General features: G+C 57.4%; 23 protein-coding genes. 8 read left to right on the forward strand and 15 right to left on the reverse strand.

Features of this window, described 5'->3' with window-relative positions:
* Nucleotides 1-56: 56 nt before the first annotated feature.
* The 4 genes from lon to cmoB all read left to right on the forward strand — a co-directional run bounded on the left by lon (nucleotide 57) and on the right by cmoB (nucleotide 4,773).
* Nucleotides 57-2,447: an endopeptidase La gene (lon, locus tag RHM55_RS09720; protein ID WP_322182829.1), complete on the forward strand. Its 2,391-nt coding sequence runs from the start codon at nucleotides 57-59 to the stop codon at nucleotides 2,445-2,447.
* A 117-nt stretch (nucleotides 2,448-2,564) separates the two neighbouring features.
* A complete protein-coding gene (locus tag RHM55_RS09725) occupies nucleotides 2,565-2,957 on the forward strand; it encodes a protease inhibitor I42 family protein (RefSeq protein ID WP_322181508.1) in 393 nt (130 codons plus the stop codon).
* A 116-nt stretch (nucleotides 2,958-3,073) separates the two neighbouring features.
* Nucleotides 3,074-3,817: a carboxy-S-adenosyl-L-methionine synthase CmoA gene (cmoA, locus tag RHM55_RS09730; protein WP_322181510.1), complete on the forward strand. Its 744-nt coding sequence runs from the start codon at nucleotides 3,074-3,076 to the stop codon at nucleotides 3,815-3,817.
* The gene (cmoB, locus tag RHM55_RS09735) at nucleotides 3,814-4,773 is read left to right on the forward strand and encodes a tRNA 5-methoxyuridine(34)/uridine 5-oxyacetic acid(34) synthase CmoB (RefSeq protein ID WP_322181512.1); all 960 of its coding nucleotides are present in this window, start codon (nucleotides 3,814-3,816) and stop codon (nucleotides 4,771-4,773) included. Before cmoA ends, cmoB begins: the two co-directional genes overlap by 4 nt.
* A gap of 56 nt (nucleotides 4,774-4,829) precedes the next feature.
* Here cmoB and pdxJ read toward each other — a convergent pair whose 3' ends face one another.
* From pdxJ to rpoE, 11 genes are all read right to left on the reverse strand, one after another.
* Nucleotides 4,830-5,576, reverse strand: coding sequence for a pyridoxine 5'-phosphate synthase (gene pdxJ / locus RHM55_RS09740; protein ID WP_322181514.1), 747 nt, complete (start codon nucleotides 5,574-5,576; stop codon nucleotides 4,830-4,832).
* 52 nt (nucleotides 5,577-5,628) lie between these two features.
* Complete coding sequence (gene recO, locus RHM55_RS09745) at nucleotides 5,629-6,312, reverse strand: DNA repair protein RecO (protein WP_219062098.1); 684 nt, start codon at nucleotides 6,310-6,312, stop codon at nucleotides 5,629-5,631.
* Between the two features lie 108 nt (nucleotides 6,313-6,420).
* Nucleotides 6,421-7,323, reverse strand: coding sequence for a GTPase Era (era, locus tag RHM55_RS09750; RefSeq protein WP_322181517.1), 903 nt, complete (start codon nucleotides 7,321-7,323; stop codon nucleotides 6,421-6,423).
* A complete protein-coding gene (gene rnc, locus RHM55_RS09755; protein WP_322181519.1) occupies nucleotides 7,316-8,005 on the reverse strand; it encodes a ribonuclease III in 690 nt (229 codons plus the stop codon). The genes era and rnc overlap by 8 nt, the downstream gene beginning before the upstream one ends.
* Complete coding sequence (locus RHM55_RS09760) at nucleotides 8,002-8,379, reverse strand: DUF4845 domain-containing protein (RefSeq protein ID WP_322181521.1); 378 nt, start codon at nucleotides 8,377-8,379, stop codon at nucleotides 8,002-8,004. Before RHM55_RS09760 ends, rnc begins: the two co-directional genes overlap by 4 nt.
* A gap of 109 nt (nucleotides 8,380-8,488) precedes the next feature.
* A complete protein-coding gene (gene lepB, locus RHM55_RS09765; protein WP_322181523.1) occupies nucleotides 8,489-9,343 on the reverse strand; it encodes a signal peptidase I in 855 nt (284 codons plus the stop codon).
* A gap of 5 nt (nucleotides 9,344-9,348) precedes the next feature.
* Nucleotides 9,349-11,148, reverse strand: coding sequence for a translation elongation factor 4 (lepA, locus tag RHM55_RS09770; RefSeq protein WP_322181525.1), 1,800 nt, complete (start codon nucleotides 11,146-11,148; stop codon nucleotides 9,349-9,351).
* A gap of 179 nt (nucleotides 11,149-11,327) precedes the next feature.
* On the reverse strand, nucleotides 11,328-12,749 hold the full coding sequence (locus RHM55_RS09775) for a DegQ family serine endoprotease (protein WP_322182832.1): 1,422 nt from the start codon (nucleotides 12,747-12,749) through the stop codon (nucleotides 11,328-11,330).
* 312 nt (nucleotides 12,750-13,061) lie between these two features.
* Nucleotides 13,062-14,030: a MucB/RseB C-terminal domain-containing protein gene (locus tag RHM55_RS09780; RefSeq protein WP_322181527.1), complete on the reverse strand. Its 969-nt coding sequence runs from the start codon at nucleotides 14,028-14,030 to the stop codon at nucleotides 13,062-13,064.
* Nucleotides 14,031-14,038: 8 nt separating this feature from the next.
* The gene (locus RHM55_RS09785; protein WP_322181529.1) at nucleotides 14,039-14,632 is read right to left on the reverse strand and encodes an anti sigma-E factor RseA C-terminal domain-containing protein; all 594 of its coding nucleotides are present in this window, start codon (nucleotides 14,630-14,632) and stop codon (nucleotides 14,039-14,041) included.
* A gap of 31 nt (nucleotides 14,633-14,663) precedes the next feature.
* On the reverse strand, nucleotides 14,664-15,245 hold the full coding sequence (gene rpoE / locus RHM55_RS09790) for an RNA polymerase sigma factor RpoE (RefSeq protein WP_219062107.1): 582 nt from the start codon (nucleotides 15,243-15,245) through the stop codon (nucleotides 14,664-14,666).
* Nucleotides 15,246-15,753: 508 nt separating this feature from the next.
* Here rpoE and nadB point away from each other — a divergent pair.
* The gene (nadB, locus tag RHM55_RS09795; RefSeq protein ID WP_322181531.1) at nucleotides 15,754-17,370 is read left to right on the forward strand and encodes an L-aspartate oxidase; all 1,617 of its coding nucleotides are present in this window, start codon (nucleotides 15,754-15,756) and stop codon (nucleotides 17,368-17,370) included.
* Here the strand turns inward: nadB and RHM55_RS09800 are convergent.
* Together RHM55_RS09800 and RHM55_RS09805 are read right to left on the reverse strand one after the other, a co-directional pair.
* Entirely contained in the window at nucleotides 17,339-17,806 is a 468-nt protein-coding gene (locus RHM55_RS09800; RefSeq protein ID WP_322181533.1) for a protein YgfX, read from the reverse strand. The genes nadB and RHM55_RS09800 overlap by 32 nt on opposite strands.
* Nucleotides 17,790-18,044: a succinate dehydrogenase assembly factor 2 gene (locus RHM55_RS09805; RefSeq protein ID WP_322181535.1), complete on the reverse strand. Its 255-nt coding sequence runs from the start codon at nucleotides 18,042-18,044 to the stop codon at nucleotides 17,790-17,792. Before RHM55_RS09805 ends, RHM55_RS09800 begins: the two co-directional genes overlap by 17 nt.
* A gap of 159 nt (nucleotides 18,045-18,203) precedes the next feature.
* On the opposite strand from RHM55_RS09805, the gene RHM55_RS09810 reads away from it, so the two are divergent.
* Both RHM55_RS09810 and RHM55_RS09815 read left to right on the forward strand, forming a co-directional pair.
* Nucleotides 18,204-19,145 carry a folate-binding protein YgfZ gene (locus RHM55_RS09810; protein ID WP_322181537.1) on the forward strand — a complete coding sequence of 314 codons (942 nt, stop codon included), beginning with the start codon at nucleotides 18,204-18,206 and terminating at the stop codon, nucleotides 19,143-19,145.
* Nucleotides 19,146-19,251: 106 nt separating this feature from the next.
* A complete protein-coding gene (locus RHM55_RS09815) occupies nucleotides 19,252-20,073 on the forward strand; it encodes an HDOD domain-containing protein (protein WP_322181539.1) in 822 nt (273 codons plus the stop codon).
* Here RHM55_RS09815 and RHM55_RS09820 read toward each other — a convergent pair.
* Entirely contained in the window at nucleotides 20,067-21,476 is a 1,410-nt protein-coding gene (locus RHM55_RS09820; RefSeq protein ID WP_322181541.1) for a sensor histidine kinase, read from the reverse strand. The two genes, RHM55_RS09815 and RHM55_RS09820, sit on opposite strands and share 7 nt — an antisense overlap.
* Nucleotides 21,469-22,140 carry a response regulator gene (locus tag RHM55_RS09825; RefSeq protein ID WP_322181543.1) on the reverse strand — a complete coding sequence of 224 codons (672 nt, stop codon included), beginning with the start codon at nucleotides 22,138-22,140 and terminating at the stop codon, nucleotides 21,469-21,471. The genes RHM55_RS09820 and RHM55_RS09825 overlap by 8 nt, the downstream gene beginning before the upstream one ends.
* Nucleotides 22,141-22,357: 217 nt before the next feature.
* Here RHM55_RS09825 and RHM55_RS09830 point away from each other — a divergent pair, with 217 nt between their 5' ends.
* Complete coding sequence (locus RHM55_RS09830) at nucleotides 22,358-23,653, forward strand: OprD family porin (protein WP_322181545.1); 1,296 nt, start codon at nucleotides 22,358-22,360, stop codon at nucleotides 23,651-23,653.
* Nucleotides 23,654-23,694: the final 41 nt, after the last annotated feature.

Below are 23,694 nucleotides of genomic sequence, written 5' to 3' on the forward strand. Positions count from 1 at the left end.
TCCATGTTCAATTGTGCAGGTGCCCCATGAGCGACCAGCAAACAGACTCACAAAATTTGTCAGATGACGTTAATGCCGAGCACGACATAGACCAGGGTTCAACCAACACCAGCCTGGCCCTTCCGGGGCAAAACCTCCCGGACAAGGTCTACATCATCCCGATCCACAACCGCCCGTTCTTCCCAGCTCAAGTGCTGCCGGTGATTGTCAACGAAGAGCCTTGGGCCGAGACCCTCGAGCTGGTCAGCAAGTCGGACCATCATTCACTGGCGCTGTTTTTCATGGACACGCCCCCCGACGATCCCCGCCATTTCGACACCAATGCCCTGCCTGAATACGGCACGCTGGTAAAGGTCCACCACGCCAGTCGCGAGAACGGCAAACTGCAATTCGTGGCCCAGGGTCTAAGTCGGGTACGTATTCGCACCTGGCTCAAGCACCATCGCCCGCCGTATCTGGTGGAAGTCGAGTACCCGCATCAACCCAATGAGACGACTGATGAGGTCAAGGCCTATGGCATGGCCCTGATCAATGCGATCAAGGAACTGCTGCCGCTCAACCCGCTGTACAGCGAAGAGCTGAAGAACTATCTGAACCGCTTCAGCCCAAACGATCCGTCGCCGCTCACCGATTTCGCGGCAGCACTGACCTCGGCCAACGGCGTCGAACTGCAAGAAGTGCTCGATTGCGTACCCATGCTCAAGCGCATGGGCAAAGTCCTGCCTATGCTGCGCAAGGAAGTCGAAGTCGCGCGCCTGCAGAAAGAAATCTCTGCTGAAGTGAACCGCAAGATCGGTGAACACCAGCGCGAATTTTTCCTCAAGGAGCAGCTCAAAGTGATCCAGCAAGAGCTGGGCTTGAGCAAAGATGATCGCAGCGCCGACATCGAGCAGTTCGAGCAGCGCCTGGAGGGCAAAACCCTGCCGCCTCAGGCACGCAAGCGGATCGACGAAGAAATAAACAAACTCTCGATACTGGAAACCGGCTCACCGGAATACGCGGTGACGCGCAACTATCTGGATTGGGCCAGTTCGGTGCCGTGGGGCGTTTATGGCAAGGACAAGCTCGATTTGAAGCACGCGCGCAAGGTGCTCGATCAGCACCATGCGGGCCTGGATGACATCAAGAGCCGAATTCTCGAGTTTCTCGCGGTGGGCGCTTACAAGGGGGAGATCAGCGGCTCCATCGTCTTGCTGGTCGGCCCGCCGGGCGTGGGCAAAACCAGTGTGGGCCGCTCGATTGCCGAATCATTGGGTCGGCCGTTCTATCGGTTCAGCGTCGGCGGCATGCGCGACGAGGCAGAGATCAAGGGCCACCGTCGCACGTACATCGGCGCGCAACCGGGCAAACTGGTCCAGGCGCTCAAAGACGTCGAAGTGATGAACCCGGTGATCATGCTCGACGAGATCGACAAGATGGGCCAGAGCTACCAGGGCGACCCAGCCTCGGCGTTGCTGGAAACCCTCGACCCGGAACAGAACGTGGAATTCCTCGATCACTACCTGGACCTGCGTCTGGACTTGTCGAAAGTCCTGTTCATCTGCACCGCCAACACCCTGGATTCAATCCCCGGCCCATTGATCGACCGAATGGAAGTGATTCGCCTGTCTGGCTATATCACCGAAGAGAAAGTCGCCATCGCCAAACGCCACCTGTGGCCTAAGCAATTGGAGAAGGCTGGTGTGGCCAAAAGCAGCCTGTCCATCAGTGACACTGCGTTGCGGGCCGTCATCGATGGATATGCCCGTGAAGCCGGGGTCCGGCAGTTGGAGAAACAACTGGGCAAGCTGGTGCGTAAATCCGTGGTCAAGCTGCTGGATGAGCCGAATTCGGTGATCAAGATCGCGCCCAAAGACCTGGAAGCTTCGCTGGGCATGCCAGTATTTCGTAACGAACAAGTGCTGTCAGGTACCGGCGTCATCACCGGTCTGGCGTGGACCAGCATGGGTGGTGCCACATTGCCGATCGAGGCGACCCGAATCCACACGCTCAACCGCGGCTTCAAACTCACCGGGCAGCTGGGCGATGTGATGAAAGAGTCGGCGGAAATTGCCTACAGCTACATCAGCGCGAACCTGGCGCAATTCGGTGGTGATCCGCGTTTCTTTGACGAGGCTTTTGTGCACGTGCACGTGCCCGAAGGCGCGACGCCTAAAGACGGCCCGAGTGCAGGGGTGACGATGGCCAGCGCGTTGCTGTCCCTGGCCCGCAATCAAGCGCCAAAAAAAGGCGTGGCCATGACCGGCGAACTGACACTGACCGGGCATGTATTGCCGATTGGCGGTGTGCGCGAAAAGGTTATCGCGGCGCGTCGGCAGAAGATCCACGAGTTGATCTTGCCTGAGCCAAACCGTGGCAACTTCGAAGAACTGCCCGACTACCTCAAGGAAGGCATCACCGTGCACTTCGCTAAACGCTTTGCTGACGTCGCGAAGATTTTGTTCTAAGCGCCAATGGTCTCGCCAGCACGTTGACCCCTACAGAAGACCTCGCTTATCTGTAGGCGCCAACTTGATGGTGAGAAAGGTTATGCTCCCTGTTCGTTGAAAACGACTGGAGCTTCCATGACTGCTGTCCGCCTGCTCGTCCCTCTGAGCCTTGTCCTGCTTGCTGCGTGTGCGCAACAACCAAGGCAAATCGTCTCCGTTGAAAAGCAAAGCCAGTGCCCGTTGAAGCTGAAAACCGGGCAAACCTTGATCCTGACGCTGCCCAGTACACCCACTACCGGTTATCGATGGAAGGTGCAGACGCCTGCGTCGGGCGTGCTGCGCAGTTTAGGGCCGGAGGTCTATAGCAACCCGGAAGAGGCAGGGCTTGTGGGGAGCTCCGGGCAATCGGTATGGCGCTACCAGGCTGCCAGCGCGGGAGATGGGCAGCTGTTGATGATGTATCAACAGCCGTGGGCGCCTGAAGTGGCACCTGTTCAGACCTTCGATTGTGCGATCACGGTTAACTGAGGCTCAGCGCCCACATTCGCGAAAGCCCTGATGCGACCCGTCTGACAGGACACGTCGCATCCTGAGCGCAAACTGGCTAAAATGCCGGCCTTTTCGCCCTCTCCGCTGGAACCGCCGTGAGCAAAGAACCCGACCGCATTTTCGCCCAGCCCCTGGCCCAGGTGCCGGACTTCGCCTTTAACGAGGACGTGGTGCGGGTGTTTCCGGACATGATCAAACGTTCGGTACCGGGCTACCCGACTATTGTCGAAAACCTGGGTGTGCTTGCGGCGCAATTCGCTCAACCTAATAGCATTCTTTATGACCTGGGCAGCTCCCTCGGTGCCGTCACCCAATCGTTGCGCCGTCACGTGCGCAGTGAAGGCTGTCGCGTGATCGCTGTGGATAACTCGAGCGCGATGGTTGAGCGCTGCCGTGAATACCTGAAAGCTCAAGACTCGATGTTCCAGGAGTTGTTGCCGGTTGAAGTGATTGAGGGCGATATTCTTGCGCTGCAATTCCAGCCCGCTTCGGTGGTGGCGCTGAACTTCACCTTGCAGTTCATTGCCCCGGAACAACGGTTGGCTTTACTCGGTCGCATCCGCCAGGCACTGGTGCCCGGTGGCGCGCTGATTCTTTCGGAAAAACTGCGTTTTAACGATGATCAGGAACATGCCCTGCTCACTGATTTACACATCGCGTTCAAACGCGCCAACGGCTACAGCGACCTGGAGATTTCCCAGAAGCGCAGCGCCATTGAAAACGTCATGAAACCAGACAGCCTCGAAGAACACCGTGATCGCCTATTGGCGGCCGGATTTTCCAAGGTGGTCCCATGGTTTCAATGCCTTAACTTTGCCTCGTTGATTGCCCTGCCATGATTGATCTCGCTCCACTGGTCCGCCGTTTGGCGGACACTCCCCTGGCTGAATGGGCCAACGGCCTGCAAGCACAACTTGATGCCAAAATGAGCAAAAGCCACGGCGACCTGCAGCGCTGGCAAAGCGCGCTGGACGCCCTGCCTGAATTAGTGCCGACACGCATTGATCTGGTTGAAAGCTTCACCCTTGATAACGACTGCGATGCCGATACGCGGGCGCAGTTGCACAACGCGCTGATGGGCCTGTCACCGTGGCGCAAAGGACCGTTCGATGTGTTTGGTGTGCATATCGACACCGAATGGCGCTCGGACTGGAAATGGTCGCGGGTGTCACCGCACCTCGATTTAAAGGGCAAGCGCGTACTGGATGTGGGTTGCGGCAACGGCTATTACCAATGGCGCATGCTCGGTGCCGGGGCCGACAGCGTGATCGGCGTCGATCCAAACTGGCTGTTCTTTTGCCAGTTCCAGGCGATGCAGCGCTATTTGCCCGACCTGCCTGCCTGGCACCTGCCGTTCGCCCTGGAAGACCTGCCAGCCAATCTCGAAGGCTTCGACACAGTATTTTCCATGGGCGTGCTTTATCACCGGCGCTCTCCCATTGACCATTTACTGGCGTTGAAAGACTGCCTGGTCAAAGGTGGCGAACTGGTGCTGGAGACGTTAGTGGTGAAAGGTGATGTGCAGCAAGTGCTGGTGCCGGAAGATCGCTACGCGCAGATGCGCAACGTCTGGTTCCTGCCGTCGGTACCGGCCCTTGAACTATGGTTGCGCCGTGCCGGATTTGTCGATGTGCGCTGCGTGGATGTCAGCATTACCACCGTCGAGGAACAGCGTGGCACCGACTGGATGCGCTTTCAGTCATTGAGCGACTACCTCGACCCGGCCGACCACAGTCGCACGGTGGAAGGCCTGCCCGCACCGATGCGCGCGGTGATCGTGGCGCGCAAGCCTTAGACCTCATCGTCTGAAAATCGGTCTTCGCGAATGGGTTGAATGGAGGTCTATCTAATTCAGCCCTTGGCAGCCGCTGCCAGTATCAATGCCTTCATTTCAGCCACGGCGGACTTGAAGCCGACGAAAAGCGCATGAGCCACCAGCGCGTGGCCAATGTTCAACTCGTTGATGCCCTTAATCGCCGCCACCGCTTCGACGTTGTGGTAGTGCAAACCGTGACCCGCGTTGACGATCAGGCCCTGGGCCAGGCCAAACGCCACCCCGTCAGCGATGCGTTTCAATTCTTCCGCGACTTCGCTCGGTGTTTGCGCGTCGGCATAACGGCCGGTGTGCAACTCGATGGCGGGCGCACCTATGCGTTTCGACGCGGCTATCTGCCGCTCATCAGGGTCGATGAACAACGATACTTCACAGCCGACTTTCGCCAGACGGTCCACTGCAGCCTTGATCCGCGCCTCTTGACCGGCAACGTCCAGACCGCCTTCGGTGGTCAGTTCCTGACGGGTTTCCGGGACCAGGCAAATGTGTGCCGGACGCAGACGCTCGGCGAACGCGAGCATTTCTTCGGTGACGCCCATTTCGAAGTTCATGCGTGTTTGCAGTACATCCTTGAGCAACAGTACGTCGCGCTCCTGAATATGCCGACGGTCTTCACGCAAATGCACGGTGATGCCATCGGCACCCGCCTCTTCAGCATCCAGCGCTGCTTTCACCGGGTCCGGATAGCGGGTACCACGGGCCTGACGCAGGGTGGCGACATGGTCGATGTTCACGCCAAGAAGAATGCGAGTGTTATGGGTCACGGATCGCTCCTAGAAATTTGATCAAAACAGACCGCGCAAGCATAAAGCTTGCTCACGGCTTGCGAAACAGTTCACGGCTGACTAACGGGCGACCGCCAAGGTGCACGGCCAACGCTTGACGCATCAATCGCTTGGCTGCTGCCAGAGCACCCGTGGCGCTCCAATCGGCTTCAGCCATGGCCAACAACTCAGCCCCCTGAAACAGCCCCGGCTGCAACAACCATACTCGCTCCAGCCCGGCATCCACTTGCAAGCGATACAAGCCGTCGGCTTCCACCGGATCACCGTTGATGTCAGCGTCCAGATCGAAGCCGTAGCCCAGATCATCGAGCAGTCGCCATTCAAAGGAGCGCAACAAGGGTTCGAGCGGCCGACCTTCAGCCAGTGCCAGCAAGGTGGCGGCGTAATGATCGAAAACAGCGGGGTGAGGATCTTCGGCGGGCAGCAGACGGATCAGCAGTTCATTCAAGTAAAGACCGCTGAACAAGGCTTCGCCAACCAGCCAGGTGGAAAGGCCTGCGCTTTCCATGCGCCCGACATTTTTCAGTTCGCCCCGCCCGCGAAACTCGATTTCAAGCGGGACAAAGGGACGTGCCAGGGTGCCGGCCTTGCCGCGAGCGCTGCGCAGCACAGCTCGCAATCGGCCTTGCGGGGTAAGGAAATCGACCAATGCGCTGCTTTCGCGGTACGCCCGGCTGTGCAGCACATAAGCAAGTTGGCCGGTGGGCGTGCTCATCGTTCAGGCAGGCTCGCAGATCGCAGCAGTAGGAAGGGCATAGCCAGGAAAAGATGCGGCGTTGCCCGGTGATCGACGGCTAAGCGACCAATCACCAGGCCATGAGACTTACAGGTCGCCGTAGCCCAACGAACGCAGGGCGCGCTCGTCATCGGACCAGCCACCTTTGACCTTGACCCACAGGTTGAGCATGACCTTGGAGTCAAACAACAACTCCATGTCCCGGCGTGCATCTGTGCCGATACGTTTGATCCGCTCACCTTTGTCGCCAATGATGATTTTTTTCTGACCATCACGCTCGACCAGAATCAGCGCGTGGATGTGCAGGGTCTTGCCCTGCTGCTTGAATTCTTCGATTTCCACGGTGATCTGGTATGGCAACTCGGCACCGAGCTGACGCATGATCTTCTCGCGGACCAACTCGGCGGCCAGGAAACGGCTGCTGCGGTCGGTGATTTGATCTTCCGGGAAAAAGTGATCGTTTTCCGGCAAATGGGCGGCGATCAGGCCTTCAAGTGCTTCGAGGTTATGACCCTGTTGAGCAGAAATCGGCACGATCTGCGCATTCGGCAGTTGGCCTTGCAGCCACTCCAGGTGCGGCATCAGCGCGGCTTTGTCTTCAAGGCGGTCAGTCTTGTTGATCGCGAGAATCACCGGGCCTTGCACGTATTGCACACGCTCGAGCACCATCTGGTCTTCATCGGTCCAACGGGTACGGTCAACCACGAAAATCACCACGTCGACGTCTTTCAACGCGGCCGAGGCAGTCTTGTTCATGTAACGGTTGAGCGCTTTCTCGCCGTTCTTGTGCATGCCCGGGGTATCGACGTAGACCGCCTGTACCAAGCCTTCGGTCTTGATACCGAGCATGTTGTGGCGAGTGGTCTGCGGCTTGCGCGACGTGATCGCCAGTTTTTGCCCAAGGATGTGGTTCAGCAGCGTGGACTTGCCCACGTTGGGCCGGCCAACAATGGCAACATAGCCACAGCGTGTTGCAGTTGAATCAGTCATGGCCGTTCTCCACGCCAAGGGCAATGAGTGCTGCGGCCGCTGCTACCTGTTCGGCAATACGACGGCTAACACCCTGACCCCGGCTTTTTTCATTCAATAAGTTAATCTCGCACTCGACGAAAAACATTCGGCAGTGCGGCTCGCCCTGGATATCCACCACTTCGTAACGCGGCAGGTCACAGGCACGCGACTGGAGAAACTCCTGCAGCCGGGTTTTAGGATCTTTGTTGGTATCGACCAGGGTCAGGCTGTCGAACTCGGTGGTCAGCCAGGCCAACACGCGCTCACGCGCCATGTCCATGCCAGCATCCAGGTAGATAGCACCGATCAGCGCTTCCAGGGCGTCGGCCAGAATCGATTCGCGGCGAAAACCACCGCTTTTCAATTCGCCGGAGCCCAGGCGCAAGTACTCGCCCAAGTCGAAACCACGGGCCAGCAGGGCCAGTGTCTCGCCCTTCACCAGCCGCGCCCGCAAGCGCGACAACTGGCCTTCGCGCGCCAGAGGGAAGCGGTCGAACAAGGCTTCACCGGCGACGAAATTGAGAATGGCATCGCCGAGGAATTCCAGGCGCTCGTTATTACGCCCGGCAAAACTGCGGTGAGTCAGGGCCAGGATCATCAGTTCCTGGTCTTTAAAGGTGTAGCCGAGCTGACGCTCCAGGCGACTCAAGGAAACGCTCACGGTTTGCCCACGCTGAATTCGTGGTCGAACTTGACCACCAGATCAATGTTCTGGATCAGTGGCTCACGATTTTCGTATTTCAAATGGGCGAGAAACTTGTTGTTCTCCACCGTTACACTTAACGCCTTGTTCAAATCCAAATCCCGAATGCTGTTGACCTGCATGCCTTTACTGACATGGCTGTAAAAATCGCTGACCGTTGTAATTTCCAGCGTTTTGTCGGTTTCGACCGAGCTAATGATTTTCTTCATCGACATATAGTCGAGGTAATGCGGAATCAGTTTGAAGGCCGTGCTTGCCGCAAACGCGATCAAAGCCAAAGCCAGCAACCACCCCACGAACGACAAGCCTTTCTGCGAACCGGCAGGTGTCATGTTCGACCTCAAGCGTAGCTGTTCCATAGTGCCGGCAAGGTGTTCCATTGCCATCGTTTCAACGCAGCCCAAACGACGTACGGCGCTGTTGAGTACAGCGCCGTATTGGCTACTTGATCAGCCCAACCCGCGAGAAGTTCGGCAGGTGGCTCAGTTTCGGCTCAGGCCAGCTCATCCAGACAGCAAAGGCCTTGCCGACGATATTCTTGTCGGGAACCATGCCCAGCTCATCCTTGGGAATGTTTGGATCATCCCAGAAACGGCTGTCGTTCGAGTTGTCCCGGTTGTCACCCATCATGAAGTAGTGCCCGGCCGGCACAGTCCACTCATGATCTGGTGGTGCACGGTAGCGGCTCATTTCCTGGCGAATCTGGTGTTCAACGGCACCAAGCTGCTCAAGATAAAGATCCGCGCTGCCCAAGGTCCCCGGCTCGGAGCCAATCAGTTGTTTGGCCACCAAATCACCGTTGACGAACAGACGCTTGTCGCTGGTGTAACGGATCTGATCACCTGGCAAACCGACCACACGCTTGATGTAGTTGACGGTCGGGTCGCTTGGGTAACGGAACACCATCACATCGCCGCGTTGAGGATCACCGATCCGAATCACTTTCTGATCCAGCACCGGCAGGCGAATACCGTAGGAGAACTTGTTCACGAGGATGAAATCACCCACGTCCAGTGTTGGCTTCATCGACCCTGAAGGGATCTGGAAGGGCTCGACCAGAAATGAGCGCAGCACCAGCACGATAAACAGCACCGGAAAGAATGATTTGCCGTATTCAACCAGCAAAGGCTCTTTGTCCAGGCGTTCCAATACCGCGACATCCGGCTGGCTGACGCTGCCCTGATAAGTCGCGATGGCAGTCCGCCGGCGTGGTGCCAGAATGAGCAAATCGAGCAATGCAAGTGAACCGCATACGACGACAGCGATGACCAACAACAGCGGGAAATTTAGTGACATAGGACCTAACTATCCAACCTGAGCACTGCAAGGAAGGCTTCCTGTGGAATTTCCACGTTACCTACTTGCTTCATGCGTTTTTTACCGGCCTTTTGCTTCTCGAGCAGTTTACGCTTACGGCTTACGTCACCGCCGTAACATTTGGCCAGTACGTTCTTTCTGAGTGCCTTGACGGATGTACGCGCTATAACCTGCCCGCCAATGGCGGCCTGGATTGCTACGTCGAACATCTGCCGCGGGATCAGTTCCTTCATCTTTTCGGTCAACGCGCGACCTTTATAATTCGCCGTATCGCGATGCACGATCAACGCCAGGGCGTCGACTTTTTCACCGTTGATCAATACATCGAGCTTGACCAGATTTGCTGACTGATAACGGTTGAAATGATAGTCCAGAGACGCATAACCACGGCTCACTGACTTGAGACGGTCGAAGAAGTCCAGGACCACTTCGTTCATCGGCAGGTCGTAAGTCACTTGCACCTGAGTCCCCAGGAACAACATGTCGTGCTGTACACCACGCTTTTCAATGCACAATGTAATGACGTTGCCCAGGTGCTCTTGCGGCACAAGAATATTCGCCCGCACGATCGGCTCGCGCATGTCTTCGATTACGGACTGATCAGGAAGCTTGGACGGGTTGTCGACGTAAATCGTTTCACCGGTCTTCAACAGTAATTCAAAAATTACCGTTGGCGCGGTGGTGATCAGGTCCAGATCGTACTCGCGCTCCAGACGCTCCTGGATGATCTCCATGTGGAGCATGCCCAGGAATCCGCAACGGAAGCCGAAACCCAGTGCGTCGGAGCTTTCTGGCGAATACTGCAGGGACGAGTCGTTGAGCGTCAGTTTTTGCAACGCTTCGCGGAAGTCCTCGAAGTCATCCGAGCTGACCGGGAACAGACCGGCATACACCTGCGGCTGAACACGTTTGAAGCCTGGCAGTACATCCACGTCGGGCGTAGTGTTCAAGGTCAGGGTGTCGCCGACAGGGGCGCCGTGAATATCCTTGATACCCGCGATGATGAAGCCTACTTCACCGGCTTTCAGGTCAACGGTCTGCGTATGTTTGGGGGAGAAAACACCCACGCTGTCGACCAGATGCACCTTGCCGGTGGACTTGACCAGGATTTTGTCGCCCTTGCGTACGCAACCGTGGCGTACACGCACCAGCGAGACAACGCCCAGGTAGTTGTCAAACCAGGAATCGATGATCAACGCTTGCAGCGGATCTTCGATGTTGCCGGTCGGCGCGGGAATGGTGTGAACCAGACGTTCAAGCACTTCATCGACGCCCAGACCGGTCTTGGCCGAGCAGGCGACCGCGTCGGTTGCATCGATACCGATGATTTTCTCGATTTCTTCCTTGACGCGGTCCGGGTCGGCCTGCGGCAAGTCGATCTTGTTGAGTACCGGCATGACCTCAAGGCCCTGCTCGATAGCGGTGTAGCAGTTAGCGACGGACTGGGCTTCGACCCCTTGACCCGCATCGACAACCAACAACGCGCCTTCGCAGGCCGCAAGAGACCGGCTGACTTCATAGGTGAAGTCTACGTGACCTGGGGTGTCGATGAAGTTCAGCTGGTAGGTTTTGCCGTCCAGCGCTTTGTAATACAGGGTAACGCTATGGGCCTTGATGGTGATGCCGCGTTCGCGTTCCAGGTCCATGGAATCGAGGACTTGAGCTTCCATTTCGCGCTCGGACAAGCCACCGCACATCTGAATGAAGCGGTCGGCCAGCGTCGACTTGCCATGGTCAATGTGGGCGATGATGGAGAAATTGCGGATATGACTCAAATCACTCACGGATCAACACTCAAAAAGGTTGCAGGCAGATTGCCCGCCGAAAAATAGCCGGGAATTGTACCTGATGGAAGACTGGGGCGTCACGTTCGCAGGCCACACCAGCGGTCAGTAACCGCATTCTCTGGACGACAGGTGCAAAAAAGGGCGGTGATCACCGCCCTTTTCGTCACGCCAATCTGTTACTCGGCCAATTTGAAGGTGATGAAGCTAGCCCGACCCTGACGCAGAACGCGCATGGACACGGAACGATTCTTCGGCAACTCCTTGGCAACCTCGGTGAAGTTCGTGGCCGACGTGATCGCCTGATTGTTCAGATGAGTGATCACATCGCCCGGTTGCAAGCCGATCAAGGCTGCAGGACCGTCCTGCACTTCCTTGATGACCACGCCACCCTTGAGGTCGTAGCTTTTTTTCTGTTCAGCGGTCAGATCGGCTACCGACACACCCAGGCGATTGCTGCTGCGCTCGACGCCAGAATCCGGAACATCCATTTCCTGACCTTCTTCGGGCAGCGCGCCGATGGTCACGGTCAAGTGTTTACGCTTGCCGTCACGGATCACTTCCAGATCGGCCTTGCTGCCGTCTTTCAGATTGCCGACCAGATGTGGCAAGTCGGCAGACATCACAATCGGCTGACCATTGGCACTGAGGATAACGTCACCCACCAGCACGCCGCCTTTCGCCGCAGGACCGTTCTCCAACACCTGAGCCACCAACGCACCGGCCGGCTTATCCAGACCGAAGGATTCAGCCAGGTCTTTGTTGACCTCCTGAATCACCACCCCCAACCAGCCACGATTGACCTTGCCGCCCGCTTTCAACTGGTTCGCGACATCCATCGCGACGTCGATCGGGATGGCAAACGACAAACCCATGAAACCACCGGAGCGGGTGAATATCTGGGAGTTGATCCCGACCACTTCGCCAGACATGTTGAACAGCGGACCGCCGGAGTTACCCGGATTGATCGCGACATCGGTCTGGATGAACGGTACATAAGTATCGTTCGGCAGGCTGCGGCCCTTGGCGCTGACGATACCCTTGGTCACCGAGTGATCGAAGCCGAATGGTGAACCAATGGCCAGCACCCACTCACCGACTTTCAGTTTGTCGGAGTTGCCAATCTTGACGACTGGCAGGTCTTTGCCCTCGATCTTCAAGACCGCGACATCCGTACGCGGATCAGTGCCAATCAATTTGGCCTTCAACTCGCTACGGTCGGAAAGACGCACGAGAATTTCATCCGCGCCGTCGATGACATGGTTGTTGGTCAACACATAACCGTCGGCAGAAATAATAAAGCCGGAACCCAAAGACTGGATTTCGCGCTGACGATCACCTTTGGGCGTGCGTTGCCCCTTAGGCATGTTGCGTTCAAAGAACTCTCGAAGCTGAGGTGGCAACCCTTCCAGATCAGGCATTTGAGCGTTCGCGACAGAGCGCTCAGGCATTTTCTGGCGGGTACTGATGTTCACTACAGCGGGCGAGGCCTGCACAACCAGATCGGTGAAGTCAGGCAAAGCCTCCGCCTGCGCGGTGGCCATCTGACCCAGTATCAGGACTGCAGTGACAATTGACAGGTAAGACTTCAAGCGTGGAATCAACATACGGCTCCCGTTCACAACGAGCATGGTTAAACAGTACGGGCCAAGGGGCCCGCGGAGCATGTGCGCATCACAAGCAATCGCTGCGCGCCTCTGTGGGGCATTTTTTTACCCCAGAAACGACGAAGGCCAGAGCTGCCAAGCCATGACCTATAAAAAAAATCGAAGTTTTTTGCAACCTGGAAGTATCACCAAACATGTCAGCATCTCGGCCGCAAGACAAGCACAGGCTTGCCTTGCAGAGAAAACAGCCTGAAATAAACGTCTCTCATCCCGGGCACTGCCTCCAATCCTTGCTTACCCAGCCGCTCACTTGGTGGCTGGCTGGGCTTGATCATCAGCGCTACGCATCGAGAGCGCAATCCGCTCTGCGGTGCCTATCGGTATTTCTCCCACCACAGTGACCATGGCGTCTCCGACAGCTGTCGTCACCCGACGCGACACCGCCACTGTCGGGCCGAACTGGGTCCGGATATCAGTAACAGCATCTCCGTTCAACGGCTCGATAAAAACAGAGAATCGTGCAAGCCCGTCGTCGTACATCAAACTAGTCACCAAAGTCTTGGTAACCGGATCCTTGCGCACCGCACTGCTGCTCAACTCGAAGCCGTCCGGCAACCAGTCAGAGCGCCACGTGGAACGAACATTCGGTGCTTCGTCCCTGGTTTTGACCATCTGTACCGGCTTGCAATCAGGACTGACTTCAAGCATTTGATCGGTTGGGATGTCCCGGGTATCAAGCTCGGTAAACTGGAAGCGTTCGAGCAGCTGACCTTTATCGTTCAACAGCAACGACTTCAACGGCAATGCTGTTTCGCTGTCCAGGTGCAATTCGACGCCGTAGCGGTGTTGATCTCGAGGCGTCATCGAAATGATGATTGCATCACGACCCGCAACCCGCGATTTCCCGACGACTTTCATGTCATACCAAGCAGATAGCTTTTTCGAGTCAAGACCCCGTGCCGACGAGTCGCGCACATTGACTACCCCGGCTACAAGCGTGCCGCTGACGCATTGGGTAAGCCCATCAACGCGCAGCACTTCCTGTGCAGAACCATCCAGCTGAAGCAGATGCTCACGAACCTTGCCATCAGTCACACGATGCCAAATACGGTGGGTAGAGAAACTACCGTTACGCTCGTAAACGAAAGTGCCTTGGAAACTTTGTGTCTGGTCAGCCTGCGCAAAACGCTTGAGCATGTTTTGCGCGTCATCGGCATGCGCCGGAAGAACCAGCCATCCAACGAGTAGAAGCGGTAATAGAGGGATGGCGCGCATGATCCTCCTTAACGGTTTTCCAGGCTGGCAGCACGAGCATACGGCAAGGCACTTTCGGTGCCCTTCAAAGCGGCTTGCTGAGCATGTTGACGCAGATAGCCTGGCAGACGCTGATCATGCCAGCCAGTCTGACCTTGCAAGACACCACTGGCCATCGGACCCGGGGCTTGCTCGGCGCTTTCGTTGTAACCGGCCAATACTGCAGGGCCTTTTACTTGTGGTACCGACAGATTCGCTGGCTGAGCGGCTTGCTGCGCCAATTCAACACCCGCGATTTCGTCCTGATTGTACAAACGTACACCGGCCAACACAGCAACGGTTACCGACGCGGCAACGGCCAGTCGGCCCAAGCTGCGCCAAGGGCTACGGCTTGTCTTGAGCGGAGTAACTTCATCGGCGATCGCAGCAGAAACAGCCGCCGATATATCCAGATGAGGCAGCAACAAGTCTTTGTGCATGGCTGCACGGGCAACTTGATAACGCGACCATGTGGCACGTGTATCCGCATCGCCGAAGGCATTCAATACCCGGCGCAATTCCAATTCATCCGCTTCGTTATCCATCACCGCGGACAGCGATTCCTGCAGGGCTTCACGACTCATGGCGGTTCCTCTCTTGGCTATCGCCGCTGTCTCAGGAGTCCTGCAACAAGGGTTGCAGGGCTTTGTCTATGGCTTCCCGAGCGCGGAAAATGCGAGAGCGCACGGTACCCACCGGACACTGCATGACGCTCGCAATGTCCTCGTAACTCAGACCATCGAATTCACGTAAAGTTAGGGCTGTCCGTAAATCTTCTGGAAGTAACTGGATAGTTCGATGGACAGTGCCCTCGATCTCATCCCTCAACAATGCGCGCTCTGGCGACTCGATATCCTTGAGGCCATGATCGCCATCGTAGAACTCCGCGTCTTCAGACCTTACATCGCTGTCCGGTGGTCGCCGACCGCGCGACACCAAATAGTTTTTTGCCGTATTAATAGCGATGCGGTACAGCCATGTATAAAAAGCGCTGTCGCCGCGAAAGTTACCCAGTGCACGATAAGCCTTGATAAAGGCCTCCTGTGCAACATCCTGCGCTTCATGGGTGTCGTGCACAAATCGCACGATCAAACCAAGAATCTTGTGCTGGTATTTCAGCACGAGCAGATCAAAAGCTCGCTTGTCGCCGCGTTGTACGCGCTCGACCAGCTGCTGATCTTCTTCCTGGGTCAACATGAACGCTCCTCATTGAAGCTGAAGGAGTGTTGCATCAACCCTTGAACAGGCTTGCAAACATAGACTCGGGCTTTGCGCAAAAGTTCTCCCCTCTCAGCAAGTTTCCTGCGGGCAGTCATCAGACCCGCACGAAAAACGCAGCCCGGACATGGCCGGCTACGTGAATAATCTTGTCGTCGAATACGCGCGTGGTGGAAGCTGCTTTTGACCCCCCGCAAATACCCAACATGTTCCTTTATAGGCAACCTGCTATTGAGCCCAGGCGTGCATGAAAAGTTCCCGGGGTCCGCGCTCAGGTGTAAGAAGCTCACTGCGGCTCTCGAGTAAATGCTGATTCAGCCTTGAAACAATCGCAACACGGACCCTTTTGCAGGGAAAACGGTGTGCATCATCGTTCCGACTGGAGCACAATCCGAGCCCGCCGTGGTTTCACAATGCCATAAAAGCGCGGCTATTGTGCCGATCCACCCCTCTATATACTAGTGCCCGCCAAGCTCGGAATTCAGACATGAGCCAACATTTCCAACACGACGTCCTGGTAATTGGCAGCGGTGCCGCAGGGCTGAGCCTTGCGCTAACCTTACCGAGCCATTTACGCGTTGCCGTTTTGAGCAAGGGCGACCTGGCCAGCGGCTCGACATTCTGGGCCCAGGGCGGCGTTGCCGCCGTGCTGGACGACACCGACACCGTGCAATCCCATGTCGAAGACACCCTGAATGCTGGCGGTGGCCTGTGCCATGAAGACGCTGTGCGCTTCACCGTCGAGCACAGCCGCGAGGCCATTCAGTGGCTGATCGACCAAGGCGTGCCGTTTACTCGCGATGACCAGTCAACCACGGAAGACGGCGGTTTCGAGTTTCACCTGACCCGGGAAGGTGGCCATAGCCATCGGCGTATCATCCATGCCGCCGATGCAACAGGCGCTGCGATTTTCAAAACCCTGCTCGCGCAAGCCCGGCTCAGGCCCAACATTGAACTACTGGAACAGCGCGTCGCGGTCGATCTGATCACCGAACGTCGCTTGGGTCTGGACGGTCAACGGTGCCTGGGCGCCTACGTGCTCAATCGCGCCACCGGCGAAGTCGACACCTACGGCGCGCGCTTTACCGCCTTGGCGTCCGGTGGCGCGGCGAAGGTTTACCTGTACACCAGCAACCCTGACGGAGCCTGCGGTGACGGCATAGCGATGGCCTGGCGCTCCGGTTGCCGGGTGGCGAATCTGGAATTCAACCAGTTTCACCCTACTTGCCTGTATCACCCACAAGCCAAAAGTTTTCTGGTAACCGAAGCCCTGCGCGGAGAAGGCGCCTGGCTAAAACTGCCGAACGGCGAGCGCTTCATGCAGCGCTTCGATCCTCGGGCCGAACTGGCGCCACGAGACATCGTGGCCCGAGCTATCGACCATGAAATGAAGCGTCTGGGCGTTGATTGCGTGTACCTGGACATCAGCCATAAACCGGCAGAATTCATCAAGACCCATTTCCCGACGGTCTACGAGCGCTGCCTTGAGTTTTCCATCGACATCACCAAGCAGCCGATCCCGGTGGTGCCGGCCGCGCATTACACATGTGGCGGCGTGATGGTCAACGAACAGAGCCGCACCGACGTGCCAGGCCTTTACGCCATCGGCGAAACCAGTTTCACCGGCCTGCACGGCGCCAACCGCATGGCCAGTAATTCGCTGCTGGAATGCTTCGTCTACGCCCGCTCTGCCGCCGCCGATATCGTTGAGCAACTGCCCAATGTACCCCAGCCTGAGGCGCTACCGACCTGGGATGCAAGCCAGGTCACCGACTCCGACGAAGACGTGATCATTGCCCACAACTGGGATGAGTTGCGGCGGTTCATGTGGGACTACGTGGGTATCGTGCGCACCAACAAGCGCTTGCAACGTGCCCAGCATCGGGTGCGCTTGCTGCTGGACGAGATCGACGAGTTCTACAGCAACTATAAAGTCAGCCGCGACCTGATCGAACTGCGCAACCTAGCGCAAGTGGCAGAGTTGATGATCCGCTCGGCCATGGAACGCAAGGAAAGCCGGGGATTGCACTACACGCTGGACTACCCAGACATGCTGCCTGAGGCCCTGGACACTATTCTGGTGCCGCCCACCTACGTCGGCTGAACTTCAACCGCACGCGCAAACGCCGGTGTACTTCCGGCGCCAACGCGTCGCGTGGAATGCACACACTGCGCACCCGCCGCCCAACGACGCCAGACGCTCCTGCCAGACGAAAACGCAGCACCACCGCCAAAGGCAGCGCCAGACTGTCTCGACGCAGTTGCACCGCCTTCCAGCCTGAACGAGCACTCCAAAGCTGCCAACCGTCAGCATCACGGCGTAAACCGGTGAACGCCGAGGGACTGCTCAGTAAAATGAAGCGCGGCAGTGCCCAGCCTCCATGCATCAGGCACAGCAAAACACCGAGCGCGCCTGCCCAGTCGGGGACATCAAGAAAATATAACGAAACCAGGGCCAACGCCTGAGCGATCAGATAGGCCGTCAGCAGGAGCCGTGAGGCCTGCCAACGGCATTCGAAACGATCACTTCGGCTGGACACGATCCAGAATCATGCGAACCATGCGCTGCAGCTCCGGATCTTCAGATTCGGCGCGCTGCATGAACCAGCCGAACATATCCTGATCTTCACACGTCAGCAATTTGCGATAAAGATCGCGATCTTCGGCATTAAGGGTGGAATAAACCTCCCTTACAAAAGGTACCAGCAACACGTCCAGCTCAAGCATGCCACGACGGCTGTGCCAATAAAGCCGGTTGAGTTCAACGTCATCGACCATGGAGCGCTCCTCAAATAGGCGGCAAGTATACAGGCGCAGTTCCAGAAGGCGCACTGCGCTTTGGTCGCAGCAGTTTTCAACGACGTGTGATCGCGCCTGTACCCATTCTGCAGACACCGCACTATCATGGTGCCCAGACTTTTTACTCTGCGATGACTAATGGCCGACTCAGCTTTTTTCTGCACGCTGTCCCACGAGGGCATTCTCGCCGTCCGCGGTCCTGACGCCAGCAAGTTCCTACAGGGCCAATTGAGCTGCAATCTCAATTACCTGAACGACACCACCGCGACCCTGGGTGCACGCTGCACGCAGAAAGGCCGCATGCAATCGAGCTTCCGCATCCTGCTTGAAGGCGATGGCTGCCTGCTGGCAATGGCGTCTGAACTGATTGAGCCGCAATTGGCTGATTTAAAGAAATATGCGGTGTTCTCCAAATCAAAGCTGACCGACGAAAGCCCGGCCTGGGTCCGTTTCGGCCTCAGCAACGGCGACGACACACTGATAGCGCTGGGGCTGGATGTGCCGCAAGCGTCAGACAGCGTGACGCGGGCCAATGGCCTGATCGCCATTCGCGTATCTCCTGCCCGTACTGAACTGTGGGTGCCGGCCGATCAGGCCGAAAACGTACGGGCTCGTCTTGCGGCGCAACTGGCTCAGGGCACATTGAATGACTGGCTGCTGGGTCAGATTCGCGCCGGCATCGGTCAAGTGACGGGCGGTACTCGGGAAACCTTCATTCCGCAGATGATCAACCTGCAAGCCGTGGGCGGCGTGAGCTTCAAGAAAGGCTGCTACACCGGCCAGGAAATCGTCGCGCGCATGCAGTACCTGGGCAAACTCAAGCGACGACTGTATCGCTTGACCCTGACTGGCGCTGAAATCCCTGAGCCCGGCACGCCACTGTTCTCGCCGGTTCATGCCAGCGCCGTGGGCGAAGTCGTGATTGCCGCGCAGGCAACCAACGGTATCGAGCTGTTGGCGGTGTTGCAGGCCGAAGCGGTGGAGGACGGGAATATCCGACTCGGCACTCTGGAAGGCCCGGCGCTGCTGTTGACCGACCTGCCTTATACATTGGACGCCAAGCTCGAAACCCAGCGTTGATCGCGGCAAGTACCCTCTTCCCCGCTCAAACCAAAAAACCGAAAAATCACCCCAAGCGCTCGTCGAGCGCTTAGGGCTCGGATCACGCAATACCAAGAGATTCGACATGAGCGACATGGCTGACAACGTGCAAGCGGACTTGATCAAGGCGATCAATAACGATGCTCTGTTTCTGCCAACACTGCCGGAAGTTGCGCTGAAAATTCGTCTCGCCGCCGAAAATCCTGACATCAGCGTCAGCGAACTGAGCAAGGTAATCGGCGGCGATACCGCGCTTTCAGCACGCCTGATCAAAGTAGTGAATAGCCCGCAGATGCGCGCCAGTGTCGAGGTCAGCGACCTGCACACCGCCATCACCCGGCTGGGGATCAATTACAGCTGCAATCTGGCAATCGGACTGGTGGTGGAGCAGATGTTTCAGGCCAAATCCAAGGTGGTAGAGCGCAAGATGCGCGATATCTGGAAGCAAAGCCTGCAAGTTGCGGGTATCAGCTACAAGCTGTGCCGCACCTACTCGAAGCTTAAACCGGATCAAGCGACCTTGGCGGGCATGGTGCACCTGATTGGTGTACTGCCAATCCTGACGTACGCCGAAGACCATTACGAACTGCTCTCGGACTCCGTCAGCCTCAACCATGTGATCGAGCATATTCACCCGATTATCGGTGAAAAACTGCTCATCAGCTGGGAGTTCCCGGAGCCGCTCGCCAAGGTGCCGGGGCAGTTCCAGGATTTCACCCGCCAGTCGGAGTGTGCCGATTACGTCGATCTGGTGCAGATTGCAACGGTGCACAGCTACCACGGCACCAGCCATCCTTATGCTGGAATTGAACTGAGCAGCTTGCCTGCCTTCGGCCGGCTGGGTCTGGACCTTGGCGATGGCCGTCTTGTTTCCGAAATGAATGAAGCCATGAACATGCTCTATTGAGCGCCGTTTTGAACAGGGACAAAACTCACCCGCACCTTCAAACCGCCTTCGGCACCGTCATGCAGGCTGATCTGCGCCAGATGTGCGCGACAGATCTCACCGACAATCGCCAAACCCAAGCCTGACCCTGCACCCTGCTGCTGACGCCGATAGAAGCGTTCAAACACCCGTTCACGCTCTGTTTCAGGGATCCCCAGGCCGTCGTCCTCGACTTCAAGAATGCAGGGTGCCCTCACCCGCAGAATCACATTGCCACCCGTCGGAGTATGCGCCAGGGCGTTATCCACCAGATTGCTCAGCAATTCGTTGAGCAATGTCGGCTCGCCGCGCAGCCACACAGGGTCTTCGGCCTCCAGCGCCAACGCAACACCACGCGCATGGGCCAGCGGCGCCATGGCCATGCCCAGCTCGCGAGCCAGTTGGCTTAAGTCGAGCAACTGGGCGCCCCCTTCAGCAATCGCCCGCGCACCGTTTTCGATACGTGCCAGAGACAGTAATTGATTGGCCAGATGCGTCAGACGATCAGTGCCCTGCGCAGCTGATTCCAGAGTAGTGCGCCAGTTTGCCGGATCGGTATCACGCAACCCCAATTCGATACGCGCCTTGAGCGCGGCTAATGGTGTGCGTAACTCATGGGCGGCATCTGCGATGAATTGCGCCTGACGCTCAAACTGCACGCGCAGACGTTCGGTGAAGTGATTGAGCGCACCCACCAGCGGGCGCAACTCACGCTGGACTTCCACAAGCGGCAACGCCCTTAGGTCGTCGGGCTGGCGCTCTTCGACCGCAGTACGCAAACGCTCCAGCGGACGCAACGCCGCGCTGACGGTGAACCACACCAACACCAACGCGCCCATGCCGAGCATGCCCAGACGCAATAACGTGTCAGCCATCAGGCTGCGCGCCATACGCACCCGGGCTTCCTCCGTCTCGGCCACGCGAATCTCCGCCATACCGTTCATGTTCGGTTCACTGACGGGCTTGAGCAGGCTGACCACCCGTACGTCCTGCCCCTGATACCGCCCATTGTAAAAGCTCGCCAGCGCCGGGTAGTCATCTGTGCGCAAGGTGCCCGGCGGCGGCGCGGGTAGATTTTCGTAGCCAGAGATCAGCTTTTTGTCGATGTCGTTGACTTGGTAATAGATCCGCCCCGCACTGTCATACGCAAAGGTGTCCAGTGCGACATACGGCACATCCGCGCTCAAACCGCCGTCGCGCTGCGAAAGCCCGGCGGCAATGGTTCGCGCCGACGCCAGCAAGGTTCGGTCATAGGCCGTGTCGGCCGCTTCGCGACCATTCCAGTAAGCGCTCAAGCCGCTGGCCAGCATCAATACGGTGAGCAGCAGACCCAGGTTCCACAACAACCGCCAACGCAGGCTGCTGTGGGTAGGCAGCTTAAGCATCACGGCTTTCCAGCAAATAGCCAAGACCGCGGAACGTAACAATGACAACAGGTTGGCCATCAAGCTTTTTGCGCAGGCGGTGTACGTAGATTTCGATGGCGTCGGGACTGGCATCTTCATCGAGGCCAAACACTTGCGCCGCCAACTGTTCTTTACTCATCACCCGGCCGGGTCGGGCGATTAGCGCTTCAAGCACCGCCTGTTCACGAGACGTGAGGGCCAGCAGCTCATCGCCCAGGGTGAAGCGCCGAGTGTCGAGGTCATAGACCAGCACCCCGCAACGCTGCTGGCGTTCGCCGCCGAGCACGCTACGGCGGAGCAACGCCTTGACCCGTGCTTCCAACTCGGTCAGTTCAAAGGGTTTGGCCAAATAATCATCAGCACCCAGATTGAGGCCGTGCACACGATCTTTGACATCGCTCCGCGCGGTCAGCATCAGCACTGGCAGATTTTTCCCTCGGGCCCGCAAGCGGCCCAACACTTCAAAACCGTCCATGCGCGGCAAGCCCACGTCCAGAATCGCGACGGCATATTCCTCACTGCTCAACGCCAAATCGGCGGCCACCCCATCGTGCAAAACGTCCACGGTCAAACCCATACTTTTGAGGGCTTGAGCCACGCTTTCGGCTAATTGCAGATGGTCTTCGACGAGAAGAACACGCATCGACTTCTCCAGATTCTTGGGCTTATAAGGCGCGGAGTTTACAGCCGCATCGTTGGCTGTGAAGCACAGAAAAAATCAACGACAGCTGAAAGGTTAGTGAAAGTTTCACCTTCTAGCATCGCGCTACGGTGGCTTATACCTGCCGCAAAACTGAAAAGCGCCTTGAAGCGTTTTCAAAGGTTTTATTAAAAAAATAATAACAACAACGGAGTATTTCATGACGCTGTCCTTGCAGACTCAGGCCGCCTCGCCTGCTCGTCCCCTTCGCCTAAACCCCTCCGCGCTTGCCAGCGCCGTTGCCCTTGCCGGTTTCAGCCCGCTCAGCTACGCCGATTTTATCGACGACAGCAGCGCCAGCCTGGAAACCCGCAACATGTACTTCAACCGCGACTTCCGCGACGGCACCAGCGCCCAGCAATCCAAGCGCGACGAGTGGGCCCAGGGCTTTATCCTCAACGTCCAGTCAGGCTACACAGCAGGCACCGTCGGGTTCGGCGTGGATGCCATTGGCATGTTGGGGATCAAGCTCGACTCAAGCCCGGATCGCACTGGCACCGGCCTACTACCGACCCACGACAATGGCCGCGCCGCCGACGAATATTCCAAGTGGGGCCTGACGGGCAAGATGAAAATCTCGGCCACCGAACTGAAAGTCGGCACGCTGATCCCTGAGCTGCAAACGTTGAAGCCCAATGACGGGCGCATCCTGCCGCAGACCTTTGAAGGCGGTATGCTCACCTCCAGAGAGTTCAAGAACCTGACTTTTACCGGCGGTCGTCTGGAGAAGGTCAAGGACCGCGATGACACCAGCAGCGAAGACATCGCGCTGAACAACAAGAACAAACGCTTCGCTGGCACGGTGACGGGTGATCACTTCGACATGGCCGGGTTTGATTACAAACTCACCGACAAAATCACTGCCAGCTATCACTTTGCTCAACTTGATCAGGTCTACGACCAGCATTTTGTCGGCCTTGTCGCCTCGCAACCCGTGGGCCCAGGCACCCTGGCCACTGATGTGCGTTTCGCGGTCAGCGGCGATCAGGGTTCGGCTCGCGGCGGTAACATCGACAACAAATCATTCAATGGCATCGTCAGCTACAGCCTCACTGGTCATAAGTTCAGCGCGGGCTATCAGCACATGTCCGGTGACAGCGCCTTCCCGTATGTGGATGGCAGCGATCCGTTCCTCATCAACTTCGTACAGATCGGTGATTTCGCCGAAGCCAACGAGCATTCCTGGCAAGCGCGTTACGACTATGACTTCGCCAAGCTGGGCGTCCCCGGCCTGACATTCATGAGCCGCTACGTCAGTGGTGACAACGCTAAAGTGGCGAGCCATGACGGCGAAGGCAAAGAGTGGGAACGCGACAGCGAAATCAAATACGTGGTACAGAGCGGCGCGCTGAAAAACGTCGCCGTGCGCCTGCGCAACGCCACGTACCGATCGAACTTCGCCCGGGACGCCGATGAAGTGCGCCTGCTCGTCAGTTACACGGTCGCGATCTGGTAATCGTTAGAACAGCTGGGCCCAAAATAACAACTCCCCTGGAG

Origin of the sequence: Pseudomonas sp. MH9.2, assembly GCF_034353875.1 — a bacterium.
In the GTDB taxonomy this organism is placed as follows: domain Bacteria; phylum Pseudomonadota; class Gammaproteobacteria; order Pseudomonadales; family Pseudomonadaceae; genus Aquipseudomonas.

Bases quoted from the DNA above. Each gene is read 5' to 3' on its own strand.
- RHM55_RS09805 (WP_322181535.1), bottom strand. From the start codon at position 18,044: ATGGTCGATGACGTTGAACTCAACCGGCTTTATTGGCACAGCCGTCGT.
- recO (WP_219062098.1), bottom strand. From the start codon at position 6,312: ATGAGCACGCCCACCGGCCAACTTGCTTATGTGCTGCACAGCCGGGCG.
- nadB (WP_322181531.1), top strand. From the start codon at position 15,754: ATGAGCCAACATTTCCAACACGACGTCCTGGTAATTGGCAGCGGTGCC.
- RHM55_RS09815 (WP_322181539.1), top strand. From the start codon at position 19,252: ATGAGCGACATGGCTGACAACGTGCAAGCGGACTTGATCAAGGCGATC.
- RHM55_RS09785 (WP_322181529.1), bottom strand. From the start codon at position 14,632: ATGAGTCGTGAAGCCCTGCAGGAATCGCTGTCCGCGGTGATGGATAAC.
- RHM55_RS09825 (WP_322181543.1), bottom strand. From the start codon at position 22,140: ATGCGTGTTCTTCTCGTCGAAGACCATCTGCAATTAGCCGAAAGCGTG.
- era (WP_322181517.1), bottom strand. From the start codon at position 7,323: ATGACTGATTCAACTGCAACACGCTGTGGCTATGTTGCCATTGTTGGC.
- rpoE (WP_219062107.1), bottom strand. From the start codon at position 15,245: ATGTTGACCCAGGAAGAAGATCAGCAGCTGGTCGAGCGCGTACAACGC.
- cmoB (WP_322181512.1), top strand. From the start codon at position 3,814: ATGATTGATCTCGCTCCACTGGTCCGCCGTTTGGCGGACACTCCCCTG.
- RHM55_RS09760 (WP_322181521.1), bottom strand. From the start codon at position 8,379: ATGACACCTGCCGGTTCGCAGAAAGGCTTGTCGTTCGTGGGGTGGTTG.
- lepB (WP_322181523.1), bottom strand. From the start codon at position 9,343: ATGTCACTAAATTTCCCGCTGTTGTTGGTCATCGCTGTCGTCGTATGC.
- RHM55_RS09830 (WP_322181545.1), top strand. From the start codon at position 22,358: ATGACGCTGTCCTTGCAGACTCAGGCCGCCTCGCCTGCTCGTCCCCTT.
- RHM55_RS09820 (WP_322181541.1), bottom strand. From the start codon at position 21,476: ATGCTTAAGCTGCCTACCCACAGCAGCCTGCGTTGGCGGTTGTTGTGG.
- RHM55_RS09725 (WP_322181508.1), top strand. From the start codon at position 2,565: ATGACTGCTGTCCGCCTGCTCGTCCCTCTGAGCCTTGTCCTGCTTGCT.
- RHM55_RS09810 (WP_322181537.1), top strand. From the start codon at position 18,204: ATGGCCGACTCAGCTTTTTTCTGCACGCTGTCCCACGAGGGCATTCTC.
- RHM55_RS09780 (WP_322181527.1), bottom strand. From the start codon at position 14,030: ATGCGCGCCATCCCTCTATTACCGCTTCTACTCGTTGGATGGCTGGTT.